Annotated in this window: 16 protein-coding genes; 13 read left to right on the top strand and 3 right to left on the bottom strand. The window is 39.6% G+C overall.

Going from position 1 to position 21,902, the window contains the following annotated elements:
- Positions 1-18 precede the first annotated feature (18 nt).
- The 3 genes from ACE1ET_RS12295 (at position 19) to ACE1ET_RS12285 (ending at position 3,864) form a co-directional block, all read left to right on the top strand.
- The gene (locus ACE1ET_RS12295) at positions 19-711 is read left to right on the top strand and encodes an L-ribulose-5-phosphate 4-epimerase (protein ID WP_375728708.1); all 693 of its coding nucleotides are present in this window, start codon (positions 19-21) and stop codon (positions 709-711) included.
- 18 nt (positions 712-729) lie between these two features.
- Positions 730-2,379, top strand: a complete 1,650-nt coding sequence (locus ACE1ET_RS12290; RefSeq protein ID WP_375728707.1) for a ribulokinase — start codon at positions 730-732, stop codon at positions 2,377-2,379.
- A 123-nt stretch (positions 2,380-2,502) separates the two neighbouring features.
- Positions 2,503-3,864, top strand: coding sequence for a dipeptidase (locus tag ACE1ET_RS12285; protein ID WP_375728706.1), 1,362 nt, complete (start codon positions 2,503-2,505; stop codon positions 3,862-3,864).
- Here ACE1ET_RS12285 and ACE1ET_RS12280 read toward each other — a convergent pair.
- Together ACE1ET_RS12280 and ACE1ET_RS12275 are read right to left on the bottom strand one after the other, a co-directional pair.
- A complete protein-coding gene (locus ACE1ET_RS12280; RefSeq protein ID WP_375728705.1) occupies positions 3,861-4,772 on the bottom strand; it encodes a ribonuclease Z in 912 nt (303 codons plus the stop codon). The genes ACE1ET_RS12285 and ACE1ET_RS12280 overlap by 4 nt on opposite strands.
- Before the next feature lie 111 nt (positions 4,773-4,883).
- Positions 4,884-5,600: an RDD family protein gene (locus ACE1ET_RS12275; protein ID WP_375728704.1), complete on the bottom strand. Its 717-nt coding sequence runs from the start codon at positions 5,598-5,600 to the stop codon at positions 4,884-4,886.
- Between the two features lie 175 nt (positions 5,601-5,775).
- On the opposite strand from ACE1ET_RS12275, the gene ACE1ET_RS12270 reads away from it, so the two are divergent.
- From ACE1ET_RS12270 to ACE1ET_RS12245, 6 genes are read left to right on the top strand one after another with little or no spacing between them, the layout of a single operon-like run.
- On the top strand, positions 5,776-6,747 hold the full coding sequence (locus ACE1ET_RS12270; protein ID WP_375728703.1) for a stage II sporulation protein M: 972 nt from the start codon (positions 5,776-5,778) through the stop codon (positions 6,745-6,747).
- A complete protein-coding gene (locus tag ACE1ET_RS12265; protein ID WP_375728702.1) occupies positions 6,734-7,618 on the top strand; it encodes a DUF7847 domain-containing protein in 885 nt (294 codons plus the stop codon). The genes ACE1ET_RS12270 and ACE1ET_RS12265 overlap by 14 nt, the downstream gene beginning before the upstream one ends.
- Positions 7,611-8,336 (top strand): DUF4129 domain-containing protein, encoded by a 726-nt coding sequence (locus ACE1ET_RS12260; protein ID WP_375728701.1) that lies wholly within the window; start codon positions 7,611-7,613, stop codon positions 8,334-8,336. Before ACE1ET_RS12265 ends, ACE1ET_RS12260 begins: the two co-directional genes overlap by 8 nt.
- Positions 8,329-9,519 carry a DUF4350 domain-containing protein gene (locus ACE1ET_RS12255; RefSeq protein ID WP_375728700.1) on the top strand — a complete coding sequence of 397 codons (1,191 nt, stop codon included), beginning with the start codon at positions 8,329-8,331 and terminating at the stop codon, positions 9,517-9,519. Before ACE1ET_RS12260 ends, ACE1ET_RS12255 begins: the two co-directional genes overlap by 8 nt.
- A gap of 10 nt (positions 9,520-9,529) precedes the next feature.
- Complete coding sequence (locus ACE1ET_RS12250) at positions 9,530-10,510, top strand: AAA family ATPase (RefSeq protein ID WP_375728699.1); 981 nt, start codon at positions 9,530-9,532, stop codon at positions 10,508-10,510.
- Positions 10,510-11,847 (top strand): DUF58 domain-containing protein, encoded by a 1,338-nt coding sequence (locus tag ACE1ET_RS12245; RefSeq protein ID WP_375728698.1) that lies wholly within the window; start codon positions 10,510-10,512, stop codon positions 11,845-11,847. Before ACE1ET_RS12250 ends, ACE1ET_RS12245 begins: the two co-directional genes overlap by 1 nt.
- Positions 11,848-12,168: 321 nt before the next feature.
- Here ACE1ET_RS12245 and ACE1ET_RS12240 read toward each other — a convergent pair whose 3' ends face one another.
- On the bottom strand, positions 12,169-12,540 hold the full coding sequence (locus tag ACE1ET_RS12240) for a DUF2752 domain-containing protein (RefSeq protein ID WP_375728697.1): 372 nt from the start codon (positions 12,538-12,540) through the stop codon (positions 12,169-12,171).
- Between the two features lie 558 nt (positions 12,541-13,098).
- On the opposite strand from ACE1ET_RS12240, the gene ACE1ET_RS12235 reads away from it, so the two are divergent.
- The 4 genes from ACE1ET_RS12235 to ACE1ET_RS12220 all read left to right on the top strand — a co-directional run bounded on the left by ACE1ET_RS12235 (position 13,099) and on the right by ACE1ET_RS12220 (position 21,893).
- Positions 13,099-16,380, top strand: a complete 3,282-nt coding sequence (locus ACE1ET_RS12235) for a SusC/RagA family TonB-linked outer membrane protein (RefSeq protein ID WP_375728696.1) — start codon at positions 13,099-13,101, stop codon at positions 16,378-16,380.
- A gap of 18 nt (positions 16,381-16,398) precedes the next feature.
- Positions 16,399-18,378: a RagB/SusD family nutrient uptake outer membrane protein gene (locus tag ACE1ET_RS12230; protein WP_375728695.1), complete on the top strand. Its 1,980-nt coding sequence runs from the start codon at positions 16,399-16,401 to the stop codon at positions 18,376-18,378.
- Positions 18,379-18,396: 18 nt separating this feature from the next.
- Entirely contained in the window at positions 18,397-20,574 is a 2,178-nt protein-coding gene (locus ACE1ET_RS12225) for a right-handed parallel beta-helix repeat-containing protein (RefSeq protein WP_375728694.1), read from the top strand.
- A gap of 383 nt (positions 20,575-20,957) precedes the next feature.
- Complete coding sequence (locus ACE1ET_RS12220; protein ID WP_375728693.1) at positions 20,958-21,893, top strand: tail fiber protein; 936 nt, start codon at positions 20,958-20,960, stop codon at positions 21,891-21,893.
- Positions 21,894-21,902: the final 9 nt, after the last annotated feature.

Here is a 21,902-nt window from a genome sequence, read left to right as displayed (position 1 = left end):
ATAATAAAATCAGTTTTTATGTTAGATAATTTAAAAGAGATAGTTTTTAAAGCCAATATCGATTTGGTGAAGCATGGTTTGGTAATCTTTACCTGGGGAAATGTTAGTGCTATTGACAGGGAATCAGGTTTAGTTGTGATCAAGCCGAGTGGGGTGGATTACGAAGTGATGAAAGCCTCTGATATGGTAGTTGTTGATCTTGACGGAAATGTAAGAGAGGGAAATTTAAAACCATCTTCTGACCTTGCTACGCACATTGAACTGTATAAAGCTTTTCCTAATATTGGTGGTGTGGTTCACACGCATTCCACTTATGCTACGTCGTGGGCTCAGGCCGGTGTTGGTATTCCAAATATAGGCACAACACATGCCGATTATTTTTCGGATGAGATACCTTGTACCCGCCAGATGACTGAAGAAGAAGTGTTTGGAGAAAAGGGTTATGAACTGGAAACGGGAACAGTGATTATTGACACATTCAAGGATAAAAATCCGGATGAGATACCTGGTGTTTTGGTTCAGAACCACGGTCCGTTTGCATGGGGAAAAGATGCCGATAATGCCGTTCACAATGCGGTTGTTATGGAGCAGGTTGCCAAAATGGCTTCCATTGCTTACGGTGTGAACCCAAATTTGAAAATGAACCCGCTGCTTATTAAAAAACATTATGAACGTAAGCATGGACCAAATGCTTATTATGGTCAGAAATAATTAAACTCAATTTATATCATGTCAGAAAAGAAATATGTAATCGGTCTGGATTACGGTAGCGATTCTGCCCGTTCCATTATTGTTGATGTGGAAACAGGGAAGGAAATGGCTACAGCCGTAAAATATTATCCCCGCTGGATGGATGGCAAATACTGTGTGCCGCATAAGGATCAGTATCGTCAGCATCCGCTTGATTATATCGAAGTGCTGGAATACACGGTTAAGGAAGCGCTTGCACAATGTCCGCCCGATGTGGCAGAGAACGTTGTGGGTATGGCATTCGATACCACAGGCAGTACGCCGGTATTAACCAACGCTGAAGGTACACCACTTGCACTTACTCCTGAATTTGCTGAAAATCCAAATGCGATGTTTGTGCTTTGGAAAGATCATACAGCCGTAAAAGAGGCTGCACAGATTAATGAGTTGGCTGCAAAATGGGAGGTTGATTATACCCAATACGAAGGTGGTGTTTATTCATCAGAATGGGTGTGGGCAAAAATTCTTCATGTATTACGTGATGATGAAGTTGTGCGTAATGCATCTTATTCATGGATTGAGCATTGTGACTGGTTACCTGCATTAATTACAGGAAACACAAAACCAGAAGAAATTAAACGTAGCCGTTGTGCTGCAGGACATAAGGCAATGTGGCATGAAGAGTGGGGTGGACTTCCAAGTGAAAAATTCTTAACAACTCTTGATCCTCTTCTGGCTGGTTACCGTGACAGGCTATTTGAAAAAACTTATACAAGCGACGAAGTTGTTGGCACGTTGACTGAGGAATGGGCCAAACGTCTTGGTTTGAGTACTAAGGTAAAAGTTGGTGTTGGTGCATTTGATGCGCACATGGGCGCTGTTGGAGGTGAAGTAACGCCAAAAACACTGGTGCGAATTATGGGTACTTCAACCTGTGATATCATGGTGGCTGATTACGATGAAGTAGATAAGAAACTTATTCCGGGTATCTGTGGTCAGGTGGACGGATCTGTTATTCCAATGACTGTTGGTCTGGAAGCCGGTCAAAGCGCCTTTGGAGATGTGTACGCCTGGTTCAAGCGTTTGATCACCTGGCCATTGTCATTCCTTGATGATAAGGAACTTGCTGCACAGCTTGAAGATAAGATTATTCCGAAACTTTCGGAGGAAGCTTCCAAAATGGAAATTGGTGAAACTGCTTTGCTGGCAACAGACTGGATGAACGGTCGACGTACTCCGGATGCCAACCAGCTGGTAAAGGGTACTATTACAGGGATCAACCTTGGTAGTACAGCACCGATGATTTTCCGTGCATTGGTTGAAGCCACAGCGTTTGGTTCAAAAGCCATCGTTGACCGTTTTGTGGAAAATGGTGTGGAAATTGACCAGATCATAGCGCTTGGTGGTGTGGCTAAAAAATCAAAATTTGTGATGCAGACTTTAGCCGACGTACTGAATATGCCGATTAAGGTTCACTCTTCAGATCAGACCTGTGCTTTTGGTGCCGCCATGTTTGCAGCCGTAAATGCCGGTGAATTTAAAACTGTGACCGAAGCTCAGAAAGTGTTGGGTCAGGGTTTTGAGACATCTTATACACCCAACGAAGAGAATCATAAAAAGTATCTGCCCATTTACGAGAACTATCTTAAACTGGGTGCATGGACAGAAAAAGAACTTTTTAATAAGTAATTCTTTATACCCCTGTATATATATTTAGGGCGGCCATTTGGTTGCCCTTTTTTTGTGCCTGATGTGGAAAGTCATTTTTATATTTCACGCGTTCTGCTATTTTTAGAGAAAAATTATAAAATTATGACACTCGATAAATTTCTGGAAAACAAAGATGAATTACTAAGCGTCCTTTTCGACCTGTTACGAATTCCTTCCATTAGCGCTGATCCAAAGCATAAGCCTGATATGGAACGCATGGCAGAACTTTGGAAGCAAAAATTGCTGGGCATTGGCATGGACGAAGCAACAGTTTATGTTACCGATGGAAATCCTGTGACGTTTGCCAAAAAGATAATTGATCCTAAATTGCCTACCGTTATGATTTATGCCCACATGGATGTGATGCCGGTTGATCCGCTGGAATTATGGCATACTGATCCCTTTGAACCGTTGGTTAAAGATGGCAGGATCTGGGCTCGTGGTGCAGACGATGACAAAGGACAATCATACATTCATTTTAAGGCCGTTGAGTACCTCCTAAAAAACAACCTGCTGAATTGCAATGTAAAATTCATTATTGAAGGGGAAGAAGAAGTTGGTTCACAGTCATTGCCTGCTTTTATTGATGCTCACAAAGATTTATTGAATGCAGATATTATCCTGGTCTCAGATACAAGCATGATCAATCCGACTACTCCTGCCATTACAAGTGGGTTACGTGGGTTGGCTTACTGGCAGATAGAGGTTACCGGTCCATCGCGTGATTTGCATTCCGGTTTGTTTGGTGGTGCAGTAGCCAATCCTGCCAATATTCTGTGTGAATTGATTGCTGATATGTTCGATGAAAATCGTCAGATCACTATTCCGGGATTCTACGATGATGTGCTGGAAGTTTCAGATTATGAACGCGAACTGATTAATAAAACACCTATAGTTGAAGAGGAGTACAAAAAGAGTTTGAACGTAAAAGCACTTTTGGGCGAAAAAGGATATTCCATTCCTGAACGGACGGGTATTCGTCCTACTTTTGATGTGTGCGGTATCTGGGCTGGATTTACAGGAGAAGGTGCAAAAACAGTGATTCCATCAAAAGCATACGCCAAAGTTTCTTCGCGTATTGTACCTGACCAGGATCCTGATAAAATTGCCGATATGTTGGTGGATCACCTGAACAAAATTGCTCCGGATTATGTGACTGTAAAAGTGGAAAAGATGCATGGTGGAAGGCCTTATGTATGCCCGATTGATATTCCTGCGTACAAAGCAGCAGAGAAAGCCTGTGAAGCTGTGTTTGGAAAAACTCCGGTGTCGCTGAAAAGTGGTGGCAGTATTCCGATTATTTCAACGTTTGAAGAAAAACTCGGACTGAAATCAGTTTTGCTTGGATTTGGTCTGGAGTCGGATGCTATTCATTCACCCAATGAGAACTTCCCCGTTGAGAATATTGTGAACGGAATAAAAACCAGTGTGAAATTCTTCGAGTATTTTAGCGAAATGGCTTAAATACTGAAGACCATGCCATCCTCAACAGCAGTGATGTTGGGAAATATTTCCAATGCCTCTGCCAGTACTTCGTCCGGTTCTTTGTAACGGGCAGAGAAATGCCCGATAATTAATTTGCCGGCATCGGCGAGTTTAGCCAGTTGTGCCGCCTGAGCCGAAGTGGAATGGTATGTTCCGGAAGCCAGCAACTCTTCCTGGCTGGCAAAAGTTGCTTCATGATAAAGCAAATCCACATTTTTAAGAATGTCTGCATTTTCAGGGACAAATTTCGTGTCCGAGCAGTATGCGTAACTTCTGGGTTTATCCGGTTCTATGGTGAGCGATGTATTGGCTATTACAGATCCGTCTTCCAGTACCAGATCCTGACCATCCTTGATTTCTTTAATCTGTTTGATCGACAGACCATAAAAATCGATCATATCTTTTTTAATATTCCGTTCGCCGGGTTTTTCCCTGAACAGGTAACCACAGGTAGGAACCCTGTGTTGTAAAGGTACAGTCCATACTTCCAGTGACCGGTCATCATAAACCACGGCGTGTTTTTTCGGATCAACACGATGAAAGATAATTTTAAAGGGCAGCTGGTGTGAAAAATGTTCAATAAATGGACGTAGTACTGCTTCGAGTTCATCAGGAGAATAGATGTGAAGATCATTGGTCCGGTTGAGCAGGCCAAAGGTGGAGAGCAAGCCGGGCAGACCAAAAATATGATCGCCGTGGAGATGTGAGATGAAAATATGATTGAGCCTTGAAAATTTAAGATGCTGTTTACGCATCTGTATCTGGGCGCCTTCACCACAATCGATCATAAACAGTTTTTCCCTGAAATTGACTACCTGACACGATGGAAACCGTCTTGCGGTAGGCAATGCAGAATTACTTCCCAGAATATGCACATCAAAATTCATCTTCCCACTTTTTTGTAAATGTAAAAAAAATATTACCAAAAAAGTTTCTCGCGGATGGACGCAGAGAGATTCGTAGAAAAACGCTGCTTAAGTTTCTGCTTTTCGGTGGTTTTACTCCTGTTTCTGAGAGTGAATATAATTATAATCCTTCATGACGGTAATCAGGAATTCAACAGGTTTTAAGTCTGTTTGGACCTCCATTTTTTTTATGATCGCATCTTTAGTTTTTAAGGCAAAAAGCTGTGATTCATGATTCTGGTTGGTTTTTCTTAAAAACTGAATCACATCATTCACTGTCCTGATATCTTCTTCGGACAACATTTCCACTTCAGGAAATTTCATCGTATAGTTTTCAGGAAGATTTAAAAACATGGAGCCTCGTACTTTTTTTTGTTTTGTACGAAGCAGAATGGTCTTACCTACAATGTCACCCAGCCTTTGATTTTTTTTTGTTCCTACAATAAATAAAGTGGCTATTGAACCAAATAATAACATGACATCAATCAGCCGGAATACCCATCGGATGAAAATGCTGACAAACGAAGCTGATGTTCCTTCCTCGCTGTAAACCCGGATATTCATAACGCTTTTACCCGGACTCTGGCCATTCATAAACTGTTCAAAAACAAGATGGTAAAACAAAACCGGTATCGAAAAGATCATTAAGACCGTTTGTTCTTTCGCTAATCCGGTAATGACCATGGTCACAAAATAATAGGCTCCCATAATGGCATAATCAATAAGGTTGGCAATGATTCGTTCGCCGATACTGGCCAAAGGTTGCTCTATGCTGATGTTTTGTGATGTGTTAATGGTAAATTGTTCCATAAAATTTGTATTCAGGTATAAATAGTTTCATTTTTTTTCTATCTTTCGTATCCGTTAGCCTGTTTATAATTAAGGTTCATGAGCTAAAACATAAATTAATCACCGATACGTTAAGTCCGTTATATATTCCTTATTGTATCCGGATTTTTTGAAGGTTATTTCAAAAAATGAACAGATGAAAGAAATAGATTTTCTGCATAAAAATATTAAAAAATGGAAAGAATTCGAATCTCTGCTTGAAGATAAAGAAAATTCGAATCCCGACAGGCTGTTTAATCTGTATATTTCTCTGACTGATGATCTGGCTTATGCAAAAACCTATTATCCTGGTGGAGAGGCATATTATTACCTGAATCAATTAACGCAGAAAGTTCACGGATTAATTTATCAGAATAAACCGATTGAGCGGAAAAGTATCGGAAGGTTCTTGGCTTATGAACTACCACTTGTTTTTCACAGCCTGCGTAAGGAGTTTTATGTAGCACTGGCAATATTCATTGTTTCTGTGCTGGTTGGCATTCTTTCAACGGCATATAAGCCTGAATTTGTAAAGACTATATTAGGGGACAGGTATGTGAATATGACCATGGAAAATATCAGAAGCGGTGATCCAATGGGGGTCTACAAGAGTGCAAATGAATTACCCATGTTCCTGGGAATTACAATCAATAATATCCGGGTTGCGTTTTTTGCTTTCGTGTTAGGGATATTCACGTCGTTTGGAACAGGTTATATGTTGTTTACTAATGGCGTGATGTTGGGTACATTCCAGACTTTTATGATTCAGAATGGTGTGGTTTTGGATTCATTTGCAACCATTTGGATTCATGGCACGATTGAAATATTTTCTATCATCGTTGCAGGTGCTGCCGGTATTGCCATTGGAAACAGTTTTATTTTCCCGGGAACATACAGCCGTGTTTATGCATTGAAACAAGCGGCCATTAAGGGAGCTAAACTGGCCATCGGACTGGTACCTTTTTTTATTGTTGCCGGTTTTCTGGAAGGATTCATGACACGACATACTGAAGTTCCTTACTGGATCAGGTTTACTATTATCGGCTTGTCGCTGGTATGGATTATTTTTTACTTTTTTATATATCCACGACTATTAATCCGCAAAACATATAACTATGCAACCCAATGAAATAAATTTTAAACAGGAAAGAGATTTCGGTGATTTGTTTAATGCAACATTTGCTTTTATCGGTGCCGAATTTAAACGGTTAGGGACGGCGATACTTTATTTTGCTGTGCCACTTTTATTAATTGCAGCCATTATAGGCGTATTTGTTGGTTTGCGGCAACAGGAAGCTGTTCGATCCATCCAGACCGGTGCCGCGAACTATAATAATCCCCTGGAAATTTATCGTGATTTTTTTTCAATCTATACCTTTTTGAATTATTTTATCATTTTGGCTGCCACCAATATCCTTACCTGTACCATAATGGGATATATCAAACTTTACGTTGATAAGGGGAAGGATAATTTTGTTTTGTCAGAAGTATGGAAGGAAGTTACACGATACTTTTTCCCTGTCTTAGGAGCCACTTTTCTTTCGGCTATCATAATATCCATAGGAATTATATTCTGTATTATTCCTGGTATATACTTAGGGGTCTCTCTGAGCTTGTTTATTCCGTTAATTGTTCTGGAAGGTGCTTCATTTGGCGATGCCTTTAACCGGAGTTTTAAACTTGTGAAGCCAAAATTCTGGATGACTCTGGGTGCATTAATCGTTATAATTGTGATTGTCTATATCATCTCTATGATATTATCAATCCCGGCAATGATTATGGGTATGAAACCATTATTTTCTTCTTTACAGGAAGGACGTGATTTTAATTTTGATTTTGGTATATCGTTCTATATAATCAATGGAATATCATCACTGTTAACATATATTATTTCATCCATACCAACCGTATTGGTGGCATTCTTGTATTACAGTCTGGTAGAGACTTATGAAAAGCCTTCGTTAATTGATAAGATTGGTCAGATATCTGCTGATGAGTAAAAAGCTCTTTTGTATATTTTTTGTTTTATGGTCTGTTTTGCCGGTTTCTGCTGCAGATACACCATTTTATATTGTTGATTCCGCACGAATTGATTCTGCTGCGATCCAGGTGAGGGATGTTGATACTGCTGCATTAAATATTTACAGGCAGGATCCCAAATTTAATTACGGTCAGGGATATCAGAATAAAACCGTTTCTTTTTGGGGCAGATTATTGCAGTGGATTTGGGAAAAACTGGGTCATATAAAAGGATTTTACAAGGGAATGACGATTGCCGTAAAAACTTTTTTCTGGTTGTTGGTTATAGCCATCCTTGTTTTCGCTGTGACCAAAATTCGGTTTCAACGCTTTTTTTATACCAAAAAAGAAAAGGAGGTTAAGGATTATATTATTGATGATGCAGATGAGGCAATTGAAGATCTTGATGCTGCCATTGCTGCCGAGGTAGAGAATAAAAACTTCAGGAAAGCAATACGATACCAGTTTATAAATGTATTACGTAAACTTGATGGTTTAGGGGTAATAAATTATTCCCGCGATAAAACAAACCGGGATTACCTGAATGAGATCCGTAAAAAGACGGATTCTGCAACGGATTTTACGGTGTTAGTCAACATTTACAACGCAGTGTGGTATGGCCATTTCAACATAGATGAAACAGATTATAACCGGTTGAGCAAATCGTTTAATAACTTTAATTTGTTGACGAATGCGTAAATCAAATCTGAAATATCTGTTTATCTCTGTCGGATTATTCATTATTCTGATCCTTTTTCAACATTATGCTCCCAAACCGGTTGACTGGCGCATGTCTTTTGACAGGAATCACAAGGCACCTTACGGGTGTTATGTGCTTAACCAGCTATATCCTGAGCTGTTTCAGGATTCGGTTATCTATAATACGGAAGTCTTTATTCATAATCCGTTGCTGGATACAACGAATACAGAAAAGCATAATCTGATAGTAATTACCGATAATTTTAATCCTGAAGAAGCCGAGGTGGAGGAGCTATTGGGTTTTGTAAGATCAGGCAATTCTGTCTTCCTGTCTTTTAACAGTTTTGCATATGAATTAATGAACGAACTGAAAATGTACGTTCGTCGCCGTGCAATTGACACCGCTTATCTAAAGTCTGCAACGGATACCCTCAATTTTTATTCGCCTTCACTGAAAAAAGATTCCGGTTATATTTTCAGCAACAGACTGATGACGAATTTTTTGGTGTCTGAGGATTCCTGCAAGGCATATATGCTGGGATACGACCGGAAAGGTCATGTGAATTTTGCCCGGTTCAGCTTAGGAAAAGGGGAGATATATATCCATACTCAACCCCTTGTTTTTACAAACATTAATCTGCTTTATAGTGATCCTGAATATGCTGCTGCAGCTCTGTCTTATTTGCCGGATCAACCTACAATTGTGGACCGATTTTACAAACCGTTTAGGATAGAAAATGAGGCACCAACTTCATTTTTGTTGTCACAAGCTCCGTTGCGGATTGCGTTTTACATTGTTGTTCTGATCCTTGTCATTTACCTGGTGTTTGGGTCACGGCGTAAACAGCGGATTATACCTGTTATAGAGCCACTTAAAAACACATCGCTGGAATTCATTAAAACAGTGGGACGACTGTATTATAAAAACGAAAACCATGCGACGATTGCGCATAAAATTTCGACTTATTTTAAAGAATTTCTGAGGGAGAAATATTACATCAGCGATGTGGCTGAGACCGCTGAAAATATTGATCTGATCGCAAAAAAAACAGGAGTGAATAAAATGCTGGTTAAAACAGTTATTCACAAGGTGAACTATTTTCAGGATCAGATGAAAGTATCCGGTCCGGGACTGATGGCCTATAATAAAGATATTGAAGAATTTTATAAAACATGCTTATAATATAAATGCTATGGATGAAGAAAAAAACTTTGAAGAACGCATAGGATTAAAGCCTTTACAGGAAAAAGTACAGGCACTGAAACAGGAAATCGGGAAGGTTCTGGTTGGCAAGGAAAATATTGTGGATTTGATTATCGTGGCTATTCTGGCCGATGGACATATCTTGTTGGAAGGTGTTCCGGGAATCGCCAAGACCATGATTGCAAAGCTTATGGCTAAACTGATATCCGTAGGTTACTCGCGTATTCAGTTTACGCCCGATCTGATGCCTTCGGATGTTACCGGCACCACAATTTTTAATTCGGCTACGTCTAAATTTGAGTTCAACGAAGGACCGGTTTTTTCAAATATGGTTCTGATAGATGAGATTAACCGCGCTCCGGCCAAGACACAGGCATCGTTGTTCGAGGTGATGGAAGAGCGTCAGGTGACAGTTGACGGAAAAACGTATAAAATGAAATCGCCGTTTGTGGTTATCGCTACGCAAAATCCGCTGGAGCACGAAGGAACATATCGCCTGCCTGAAGCTCAGCTGGACAGGTTTATGTTTAAAATTCTGGTTGATTACCCTACGGCTGATGAGGAATTTTTGATTTTGCAGAATATGCATAACCGGAAAGGAGAACCGGAACTGAAAAATGTAAAGGCTGTATTGTCCTCGAAAGATCTGACAACTTTCCGCAATCAAGTTCAGGAAGTGCAGGTTGACGATAACCTGATGAAATACATCGCAGAAATTGTGATTAAAACACGAAATCATCCTTCCTTGTATCTTGGAGCTTCGCCGCGTGCATCCATCCATGCTATGAATGCGGCCAAAGCTTTTGCTGCCATTAACGGACGGGATTATGTGATTCCTGAAGATGTAAAGGCTGTGTTTGAACCCATTCTGTTGCACCGGATTTATCTGACTCCTGAAAAAGAACTGGAAGGCGTGTTTGAAGATAAGGTGGTAAAAGATATCATTAAAACGGTTGAAGTTCCCCGATAGTGAAAGGATTTAAAGAAATACATATTGCCAACCGCTTTTACCTTTCGCTGAGTGTTATTGCTGCTCTCTTTACCATCGGTTTTTTTCTTGATCCGGTTTACCTGATCGCAAAAATCCTGCTGGGTGTTTTTGTGCTGTTTCTGTTCAGTGATGCCATATTGCTCTTCTTCGCAAAAAAGTATAGCGTCTTGTTGACCCGTGAGATTCCTGACAGACTTTCAAATGGCGATGAAAACCGCATAGAATTGTATGTTCAGAATCGGCATCCTTATCCGTTGAACCTGCAGATATTCGATGAGGTTCCTGCACAGTTTCAGCGTAGAAACTTTAAAATGGAATTAAAACTAAATGCATTCGACGAAAAAAGATTGCACTATACCCTGGTTCCGAAGGAAAGGGGTGAGTATATTTTCGGGGTAACGAATGTATTGTACGCCACACAAATAGGTTTGCTGATCCGGCATAGGAAATTTGGGAATAAGGAAACACCGGTTCCGGTTTATCCATCATTCCTGAAAATGCGAAAATATGAACTTCTGGCTATTTCTAACCGCTTATCAGAAGTAGGCGTAAAACGAGTAAGGCGGATCGGATCACACACGGAATTTGACCAGATTAAGGATTATGTAAAGGGCGATAATTACCGAACCATAAACTGGCGTGCCACTGCTAAGCGTGGTAAGTTGATGGTGAATCAATACCAGGACGAACGCTCACAAAATGTATATAATGTGATTGATATGGGGCGGACCATGCAGATGCCCTTTAACGGGATGTCGTTGCTGGATTATGCGATTAATGCTTCTTTGATTCTGTCGAATACTGCTGTGCAAAAACATGATAAGGCTGGCCTGATAACTTTTAACAAGACTATTGAATCCTTTCTGAGTGCCGAACGAAAACATGAAACACTGACAAAGATTCTGGATCGGTTATATAAACAGGAAACCGGCTTTTTTGAATCCGATTTCGCAGTGCTGACCGCCGGAATAAAACGAAAAATTTCGCATCGCAGTCTACTTATTTTATATACCAATTTTGAGACTATCACATCCCTGGAACGTTATATCTCTTATTTGAGGATTCTCGCTAAAAGTCATGTGATCATCGTGGTGATTTTTGAAAATGAGGAGATCGAAAAACTGAGTCATGAACAGGTCTCGAACATGGAAGAACTTTACATCAGAACGATTGCAGAAAAACATATGTACGATAAAAAACTGATCGTAAAGGAGCTGCTGAAGAACGGAATTTATTCCGTGCTGACCAAACCGGAAAACCTGACCGCAGGTCTTATCAATAAATACCTTGAACTGAAAGATACAGGACGGTTTTAATAGTTCAATACGAATATCTGAGGGATAGATGAGTTTATACTTAAGAAATCTTTTATGATGATTAAAGTTGTCCTCCTTATTAAAAGGAGGTGTCCCGAAATTATATCATAATTAAATCGGGACGGAGGATTTTATGCATGGGTTATCTTTTCATTTTAAATCTCCCGATCCTGACCCTTTGGTCAGGACCACCCTCTTTTTCAAAGAGGGACACTTTATGCAGGCTCTTCAAGAGGACATTGGAAAAATTTCAGGAATAATGTAAAACAAATCCAGGCCGTATGTTTAAACGGATTAGTGAAATACTAATAATACCGATATCTAATACCATCCGAAATGCAATCCAATCCTTATGACATAGATAACAACTAATCCTGCAAGCAAAGCCACGAGGGTAAACCTGCTGAGTTTCGTAAAAATTGATTTATGAGTGAATATCGCCAGTAAATCGAATACCACATATACCGGCAAAAATATTATATTAAAGTTGAAGCTAATGGCAGAGGCTATTCTTAACCTTGTAAGCTCATGTGCAGCTCTGCTCATGCCACACAACGGGCATTCAATATGTAGCAGACTCCGGTGAATACACAAAGAATACGATTCGTCAAAAAAGAAATGTTCAGGAATAAATGCAGCTGCCAGAACTGCTAAACTGAGTATAACATATTTTATGATCTGACTGGAATTCAAAATGAAATTATTTGGAGTCGAAAGTACAGATTTTTTATGTTATATAGAATTGAGTTTTGCCAAGCACTGAGTTTGAAATGGCAATGAGTGCGATAAAAAGGTCGTGTCAGAAAAAACAAAGCTCCCCAACACAAAAGTTATAGTGGGGCAAGAATGAATAATACCTAAATAATCTTTATCAACGAGATCAGTACCATTGAAATTACTGCAAATTAAGTAATCAAATATTGTTCGTTTTTATTCTGTTAAGAATTTAATAGTTGTTGAATTATAAAGCGTTAATAAGGACAATTCAGTATTTAATTTTTAATTTCATATCTTTTCGTTATCAATTATATTTCCCTTCACTGCCATAATTGTATACTGTGTAATGTTCTGTTTGTCCTGATCCGGAAATTTGAAAAAAATATTACATGCCAAATCTTACATCCATGCATGTTAACATATTTTTACTTTTATAGATGTTATTTTATATTTTTTTTATATTTTTCACCTTTTTCTTAAAAATTCAAAAATTAAACCTTATTTCTAATTGTTATGACGTGTAAAAGGAATGACATGTTTAAAGCGAGGAGAAGATTCCATTGGAAGAATTTACTTCTTTTAGTTTTTCTCGCATCTGTGAACCTGGCTCTTACAGCTCAGGGAATTATTATTAAAGGAACCGTAACAGACGGTAACACAAAAGAACCGATACCGGGTGTAAACATTTATATTGATGGAACCCAGATAGGTGTTACATCTGATTTAGATGGAAAATACTCTATTGAAGTTCCATCAAAGGAATCGGTTTTAGTATTCTCGTTTATAGGCTACGATGTTCTAAAAATTAAGGTTGGTGATCAGAAACTGATTGATGCTTCATTAACACCAAAAGAAAGTATCTTGAATGAGGTTGTTGCGATTGGTTTTGGCATTAGCAGGGCCCGTAAAGACTTAACCGGATCTGTTGGATCTATTTCCGGTAAAAAACTGGAGTCAATACCCGTAACCTCAGCTGCTGTAGCAATGCAGGGTAAAATTGCAGGTGTGCAGGTAACTACTGTTGATGGTGCGCCTGGAGCTGATATCAATATCCGCATCCGTGGTGGTTCTTCCGTAACATCAAGTAACGACCCTCTTTTTATCGTTGACGGTTTTCAAACGGATAATATTAACGATATCCCTCCAACTGACATTGCTTCAATCGACGTACTGAAAGATGCCTCGTTGACTTCTATTTATGGAGCCAAGGGTGGTAATGGTGTTGTTATTGTAACAACCAAGTCGGCAAAACAAGGTAAGATTAAAGTTAATCTCAATGCTTATACATCAGTTAGTAAGCTTTCAAAAAAACTTGATCTGATGAACACTGAAGATTTTGTTCGTTATCAGTACGATTGGGCAGCTTCCGGCGGTACCCGCAGTTCGAACGCAAAATACTTCCGTGCTAACTTTGGGAATCCTGCAGACCTGGATATTTATAAACGGGCAACAACTCACGATTGGCAGGATGAAGTAATGGGGGAAACTCCAATGAATTACTCTACTAATCTTACAATAGGTGGAGGTAATGAAAAAATGCGTCTAAACCTGTCATTAACTCAGTCTGAAGATAAAGGTATTATTCTGGGATCGGGTGTTAGCCGTACTAATATGAATCTTAAGATTGACATTAACCTGGCCAAGAATCTTATATTTACAATGAACCCTAAATTAACTTATCGCCATGATATAGGTGCCGGAGGTGATAATATTGGTTCAGGTGGTGTTATCGATGTACTTCGTTATCGTCCAACCAATGGTTTGCATGAATTCGCTTTTTGGGATCCCGCAACTGTCGATCCTGACGACGAAGCTATTTTTGAATATACAAATCCAAAAAGTGATATTGACCAGAACACTCAAAAAAAAGACAGTTATACAAGTACGAATCAGTTTCGTTTGGAGTGGCAGCCTCTCAGTGGTTTAACGCTGCGCTCTGAAGTTATTGGCTCATTTAGTTTCAAATTTACAGATCGTTTTTATGGTGCAATGACAGGTACTGGGGAGAGTAACAGTAAACTCCCTGTTGCTTCATTAAGTATAGGCCGTAGTTTTGCATACACATGGACAAATACAGCTGCTTATGACCTGGAAATGAACAGTATTCATAAATTCTCGTTCTTATTGGGCCAGGAAATTCAGCAATACGATTATAAATCGATTTTTGTAATGAATCGTTATTTCCCCAAGGACATCACAACTGATAAAGCACTCGCTATAATGGGATTAGGCACTCCATATCTGACAACATCGTCCTATGCGACTTCTGTCCGAACGTCATCCTACTTTGGTCAGGCAAACTACAATTATGCCCGCAAATATTTGTTATCGCTTACCATGCGTGCTGATGGATCCAGTAAGTTTGCCCCTGGCAAACGGTGGGGTACCTTTCCTGCCATTTCAGCTGGCTGGGTTATCTCTGAAGAGAATTTCTTTCACGGAATCAGCTTTATCAATAACCTGAAATTACGTGCTGCCTACGGTTTAACAGGTAATAATGGTATTGGCAACGACAGATGGCGTTTTTTGTATGTAGTTAATACCACCGGAGGTCCCGGTTTTAGCGAATTAACCGAAAATGGTGAACAATGGTATGGTAATGCAACCGGATCAGAATTTTTCAATGAGGATATCAAATGGGAAACAACCATAAAACGTAACCTTGCTCTTGATATTGGCATGTTCAATAATCGTATTTCTATATCTCCTGAAGTTTACTGGAATACAACACGCGATATGCTTTATATATCCGATCTCCCTTCAGCAACGGGTTATACTACGCAGGTACAAAATATTGGACAGGTCACCAGCCGCGGTTTTGAATTGACATTGAATACTGATATTGCTCGGGGTACCCATTATGTGTTGAGCGGGAACTTAACATTTGGTCTTAACAAAATGGTTGTTGACAAACTGAACAATACTGATGATGTATTATGGTACAATAACGGACGTTGGTCTTCAGCTTATGACGATTATTGCTTAAAGGTTGGCGATCAGGTTGGCTTGATTTATGGTTTTATTTACGACGGAATTTACGGTATGGACGAATTTACTTTCGATCCTAACCAGAACTTCACGGCTATACCCAACGAAGGTACAATTATTAATACCGTATCGGGAACAAGTAATTCTGGCGATCCAACACTTCCAGGTAAAATCAAATTCAAGGATATCAGTGGTCCCGATGGCGCACCTGACGGCCAAATAGATGAATATGACCGTACTGTTATTGGTAATACAAATCCTAAAATTCAGGGTGGTTTTGGGTTCAGCGGACAATATAAAGGTCTTGACTTTACTATCAACTTTAACTATATGTATGATTTCGATGTAAACAACGCTACAGCATATCAGCTTTCCTCTTCTGAAGGGAATCGAAATAATTTCTACAATGTATTGTCAGAATTCAACGATCGTTGGACATACATAGACTATACAAATGGTGAGTGCATGTACAGAAATTACTATATCGACAACTCTGTAGCAACCTATGCTTCTCTCAATGAAGGCAAAACATTATGGAATCCATCTGATGTAACAACCAAAATAACCAATTCATACTTTATTGAAGATGGTTCGTTCCTTCGCTGCCAGGATTTCACCATTGGTTACACATTACCAAATAACTCCACGAAGAAACGGGGAATATCAAAAGTTCGTTTCTATGCAAGTGTTACGAATCCATTTATCATTACAAACTACTCGGGTTATGACCCTGAAGTTGACATTCAGACAGGTTTAACTCCTGGAATGGACTACAACCGCTATCCACGTAGCCGTAGTATTGTATTAGGAACAAACATTACTTTTTAATTTTCAAGGATATCAAATATGAAACTAAAAAATATATTATTAACCGTTTTAACTGTTGCATGTCTCTATTCTTGCGAAGACTATCTTGATGTAGAAGCCGTTTCGTCTTTCGATAGCGACTATGTGTATAGTAATAAAGATGAAATTTCGCGTGCTTTGAATGGTGTATATGCCCAATTACTGAACAACGACACTTATGGGAAGGCTTATCTGGAAACATTTTGTCTGAATAGTGACGTGGATATGTATGTAAATTCCAACAATGTATCTACCAACGATCAATATCGTCGTTTCGACTGTACAAGTGAGGGTAGTGCAATTAACAAAGCATGGATAGCAGCTTACAGAGGTATCGAGTATGCCAACAACTTTGTTTATTATCTTGAAAACAGTCCGCTTTATGATGAGACTGATGCTGATATTATGCAGCAGATGGGCGAGGCTAAAGTTATGCGTGCAATGTTTTATCACGATCTAATTGTCATGTTTGGTGACATACCGTTCTCTTTAACACCAACGTCTGCAAACGATAACTTTGTAATGCCGGTTGTGGATCGGGAAGAAATTCACAAACAATTGATTGCCGACCTGGAAGCAATTGCTCCATATATGTCATTTGCAACCGACCTCGATTATGGTGTTGAACGCGTGTCAAAAGAGTTCTGCTGGTCGATGATTGCACGTATGGCTTTAACTTGTGGAGGTTATTCGCTTCATCCCGACACAGCTAATACAAGCAAATACGGAACTATGCAACGTCCTGAAAACTATACAGATTATTATAAAATAACAGCTCAATACTGCGATTCTGTAATTTCATCAGGAACACATTCGCTGGCCCTTCCTTACAACACGGTATTTATCAACGAATGTAATTATGTTGTAGTAAACAACGATGATCCAATTTTTGAAATTCCTTTTGCAATGAACTCAACGGGAAGTATTGGTTACATCCAGGGGCCAACAGGGAACAATTACGAAGGCGAAACTTCAGGAACAAATATCTGGGGTAAAAGTGGGGGAAGTGCACGCCTGAGCGCATTCTATCGCTTTCAGTTTGATTCTCTCGATTTACGCCGCGAATTCCTTAACGGCTTATGGTACTACGATTATGACGGCACACCAATTATTCGCCGTGACTATACCGTGCACAATAATAAATGGTCGAAATTATGGTCTTCAAAATCAATGGGAACCAATAGTGACAGCAACACAGGTATAAACTATCCGTACATGCGTTATGCCGATGTGCTTCTGATGTATGCAGAAGCATTAAACGAATTGAATGGTCCTGGTGCAGAAGCTAAAGAAGCACTGCAGCAGGTTCGTGCCCGGGCATTCGATGATCAGTCGAAGGTTACTGAATATGTTGAATCTGTATCCACGAGCAAAGAGACTTTCCTGAAAGCTGTACTTAATGAACGTAAATGGGAATTTGCCGGCGAAAATATGCGCTGGAAAGACCTTGTACGTAACAATATATATGGTGAAGTGTTATACTACAGCTTTTTGCGTTATTATTCCGTTGCCGAGAACTCAGCAGGATCGTCAGATTATATAGAAAGAGTTGAAACCTACGACGGGAAGCCTGGTTATTTGGAATTAACGCTTCCTTATAATATCTATTACAGGATTGTAAGTAATCCCGGCGATGTGAATGTATATCCTAATACACAATTGGATATCCTTGAAATCTATAATCCATATATTGCTACACAAAGGCCTACAGATGCCACAAACCCATGGTCCACAGCTGATTTTTATGGATGGTGGAATGAATCTGTCGGTTGTCCTACGGATCAATGTCTCTATTCATTCTTTGGATTTATACGTGGCGACGAACGTGGCAATTTATATGTTGTTGACAACGGAGCGCCCACCACAATGCCATCGGATGCAAGTAATCTTCCGGTTGTACGTTACATATTGCCTTATCCTAATGCGGCTATACAACGCAGTGCAGGTGCGTATCAAAATTATTATGGTTATTTAAAGTAATCTGTTAAATTTTATTAGATGAAAAATAAATTAGTATACGGTCTGTTTCTTCTCTTGATTGCATTTATGTACTCATGCAAAGAAGCACAGATTGAAGATGTAGAGTACTCTCCAGAAAGAGAGTTTATGACAATGTTTCGCAATGACAATAATACTGGAAAGGGTGATTCCGATCCTTATCGTTGTCAGGTAGTTGATGTGAACGATGTACACCTTTACTGGTATGGTGTGATTGGATGTGCAGGATATGAAATAAAAATGGCCCTGCAACCGAATGTTAGTTCGGGTCTGTCCTCTGACTGGGAGAATCCGGCTTATATTCTTTTAGATACAATTGTAGGTCCCGATGTTTTGGACATAATCATAAAGGATCTTCAGTATAGCACTGATTATCGTTTTGCAATACGTACACTCTCAACTAAGGGTGAGGGTTATCATTCTAAATGGTATGGCTACGGGAGTGGTCGTCAGTGGGCTGAATATCAGGGTTTGGCAACTCAGGAACGCTACAGTATTCCAGAAGTTATTGTGGTTGATAATATCACAAAAACTTCGTTACGTGTTAACATTGACCGTGTACTCGAAACATCAGGCGATGATGGTACTTTTACAACGCATTTTGAAATTGATGAAAACGGAAATTTCGTAATGCAGATACTTACAGTTGAAGCTTCGGCAACCAATCCGGATGCAACTGTTCCGGATAAATGGAAAAGATATATAATAACCAGTGACGATTTTGAAACAGGTTACATAGATATTGATGGTTTGCAGGAAAACAGCGTTTATGTAATAAATGTTGAGAATATAAACATACCGGTGCACTGGGATGCAATTTACAATACCTGCGTAATACGTATGGACGGTGAACCTGGTGAACCTATTCTTATCAATCACTATTGTGATCCTAACGATACGATAGAAGGAGCAGTAGAATATAACGCCTGCCGTATTGATACTATTATCGATAACTACACCGCCGATGCATCGCTGGCAGAGGGAACAATTTTCTACCTTGAAGGTGGTAAAACATACTACCTGTACAATAATACAAGCTTGTGTAAAGGTATGACGCTTGCTACCAAGCCAGAAGATCTGGCTGCAGGAAAACGTGCAAAAGTGTTGTTAAGCGGTATGTCTCTGGCACCCAGTGGTATTGCTAACCAAATGAACTTTATGTTTGGCCGTCGGCCGCAATCGGGTGAATTGGGCGGTATTAACATTAAGTCACTTATATTCGAAGGAATTGACTTCGACTGCCCGTTAGCTAAGAACTATGGTGACGGTTCGTCAAATGGAAACTACTTTATCAACATGTATTCAGACGGGATGGCAGTAACGTTACAATCGTTCGAAGTTCGTAATTGCACATTCCAGCGCATGGTTCGAGGATTTATACGTGTACAGGGCGTAAACCGTAAAACATTTGAACATGTCATTGTAGAGGACTGTATGGTCTACAATTGCGGTTTCTACGACAACAATGGCCGTGGTTATGCATGGGTTGCAGGTGATGGTAATAATGTAAAATCAAACATTTTCGTAGATATGGTGTTCCGTAACAACACGTTTTACGATTCACCCCGTACCTGCTTCTTTACAGATAATGGAAAGAATCTGGCCTGGTCTGATAATATTCAATACAACATTACCTTTGAAAATAACACGCTTGTTAACTTCAGTACGCGTTCGAGCGGTCGTAAACTCTTCGATTTGCGTTACCTTCCAAGTGGAAGTTCCATTACTGTAAAGAAAAACCTGTTTATACAGACCAAAAAAGCCGAAGATACCCGTAATATGTATTTCGAAGGTATGGATATCCGCTTCATCAATGGCGCAGCTCAAGAAATTACATTCGATATTGCTGATAACTACTCTTCAAGTAGCGACGAAACAAAACAGGTTGACGATGGAATATTTACTTCTGCTGCATTCAGTGCAAATAAAAACAGTGCAGGTGCTTATACACTTTACTCTCCGGGTATTATTCAGGGGGAAGAACAACTTGTAGTGAAAGTAGGAACTACACCTATTTCACCATCAGAGTTAATGAAGAGTCCGAATCCACCAATAATGGCAGATGATCCGAATATGCATGAGATTGACAATCTTGATGGTTTGTTTTACAACAATACTGCAACCGTTCATAATCATGAAATATATACGCTTGGAATTGGTGATCCAAGATGGAGATAATAAATTTCCGGCATAAAGTAAAACACGGTTTTACTAACTAATTCGAACAAAAGAGGCTGTCCTTAACTTTTTGGACAGCCTCTTTTTGTTTGCGTTGAAATAAACGCTTTTGCTTAAAAAAATACCATAAATTATTTACCGGATTAAAACAAAATATCTGAATTATTATTTAGACATTAAAACATATTTTAACTATTATTTGTTATTGTGTATAAGTATATAAAAGAGTTTGTTTTACTCCAACTCTTTAAAAGCTTTCAATACCTCCCTGAAAGACACTTTCAATTGAATTTATACTCCATCTGATTTTTTTAAACACTGCATTATAGTGTTGGTAATTAGGGATTTAGTTATCTAATATAAACTTATTAATACATATAATCATGAAAGCCGTATATATACTTTTATTCTTCTTTTGCCTGAGTCTTGTGACCATAGCACAATCAACCAAAGGTTTTTCATTTCAGGGCTATGCCCGGGGCGCTGATGGTGCTGCACTGCAGAATGAACCGAACCTGGAAGTAAAGTTTACATTGTTTTCAAGCAATGAAGCCAGTCCTGAATTCACAGAGGACCAGACGTTAAGTACCAATGAATTTGGTGTATTTCAGGCTGTGATTGGAGTAGTAAACACCACAGCATTTGACGCGCTGGATTTTGCCAGCTTCGATTATACGCTTAAAGTAGAGGTAAAAGATAACGGGGCCTACCAGGTAGTAGCAAAGAAACTGCTTCTGGCCGTACCCTATGCTAAGGCCGCAGAAAGTTCAACCCGGTCAGTTGTTGCAGATAAAGTGGCCTCGGGAAGCAATGGTGTTCCTCCCGGTACTATCGTGGCATTTGCAGGCAGCACCGCTCCTGAAGGTTGGGTGCTTTGTAACGGAGGGGCCTATGATGGCGAAGACGAAAAATATAAGGCGCTGTATACAGTAATTACCACGACTTATGGTGGGACAGGGTCCACTAATTTTTACGTACCTGATTTAAGAGGCATTTTCCCAAGGGGACTTGATGCGGGAAGGGGATTTGACAGTGGCAGAACCTTAGGTTCATACCAGGAAGATTTACTCAAATCACATACCCATAATGCCACTGCAGGTAATGCGGGAGCCCATAGCCATTCTATTTCTTATTGGGGTTCAGACAGTGAAGGAGGTAGCGGATATAATTCTATGCTTTGGGATGACCAGTACCTTCAATATAAAACCTGGTATACCAGTACAGCCGGTGATCATACACACCCCATCACAGTTGAAAATACCGGCGGAAGTGAAACACGTCCTAAAAATATTGCAGTAAACTATATCATCAAACTTTAAGCTCCCGAT

It is taken from the genome of Quyinboa mangrovi, from assembly GCF_042219825.1.
Lineage (GTDB): Bacteria > Bacteroidota > Bacteroidia > Bacteroidales > UBA5342 > JBHJHP01.
The sequence above is the reverse complement of the archived record's forward strand: the minus strand, read 5'-3'. Positions and strand labels throughout refer to the sequence as shown.

Excerpts from the sequence above, each read along its gene's own strand:
- ACE1ET_RS12255 (WP_375728700.1), top strand. The coding sequence starts at position 8,329 with ATGCGTAAATCAAATCTGAAATATCTGTTTATCTCTGTCGGATTATTC.
- ACE1ET_RS12250 (WP_375728699.1), top strand. The coding sequence starts at position 9,530 with ATGGATGAAGAAAAAAACTTTGAAGAACGCATAGGATTAAAGCCTTTA.
- ACE1ET_RS12235 (WP_375728696.1), top strand. The coding sequence starts at position 13,099 with ATGTTTAAAGCGAGGAGAAGATTCCATTGGAAGAATTTACTTCTTTTA.
- ACE1ET_RS12260 (WP_375728701.1), top strand. The coding sequence starts at position 7,611 with ATGAGTAAAAAGCTCTTTTGTATATTTTTTGTTTTATGGTCTGTTTTG.
- ACE1ET_RS12225 (WP_375728694.1), top strand. The coding sequence starts at position 18,397 with ATGAAAAATAAATTAGTATACGGTCTGTTTCTTCTCTTGATTGCATTT.
- ACE1ET_RS12290 (WP_375728707.1), top strand. The coding sequence starts at position 730 with ATGTCAGAAAAGAAATATGTAATCGGTCTGGATTACGGTAGCGATTCT.
- ACE1ET_RS12295 (WP_375728708.1), top strand. The coding sequence starts at position 19 with ATGTTAGATAATTTAAAAGAGATAGTTTTTAAAGCCAATATCGATTTG.
- ACE1ET_RS12220 (WP_375728693.1), top strand. The coding sequence starts at position 20,958 with ATGAAAGCCGTATATATACTTTTATTCTTCTTTTGCCTGAGTCTTGTG.
- ACE1ET_RS12230 (WP_375728695.1), top strand. The coding sequence starts at position 16,399 with ATGAAACTAAAAAATATATTATTAACCGTTTTAACTGTTGCATGTCTC.
- ACE1ET_RS12285 (WP_375728706.1), top strand. The coding sequence starts at position 2,503 with ATGACACTCGATAAATTTCTGGAAAACAAAGATGAATTACTAAGCGTC.
- ACE1ET_RS12275 (WP_375728704.1), bottom strand. The coding sequence starts at position 5,600 with ATGGAACAATTTACCATTAACACATCACAAAACATCAGCATAGAGCAA.
- ACE1ET_RS12280 (WP_375728705.1), bottom strand. The coding sequence starts at position 4,772 with ATGAATTTTGATGTGCATATTCTGGGAAGTAATTCTGCATTGCCTACC.
- ACE1ET_RS12270 (WP_375728703.1), top strand. The coding sequence starts at position 5,776 with ATGAAAGAAATAGATTTTCTGCATAAAAATATTAAAAAATGGAAAGAA.
- ACE1ET_RS12265 (WP_375728702.1), top strand. The coding sequence starts at position 6,734 with ATGCAACCCAATGAAATAAATTTTAAACAGGAAAGAGATTTCGGTGAT.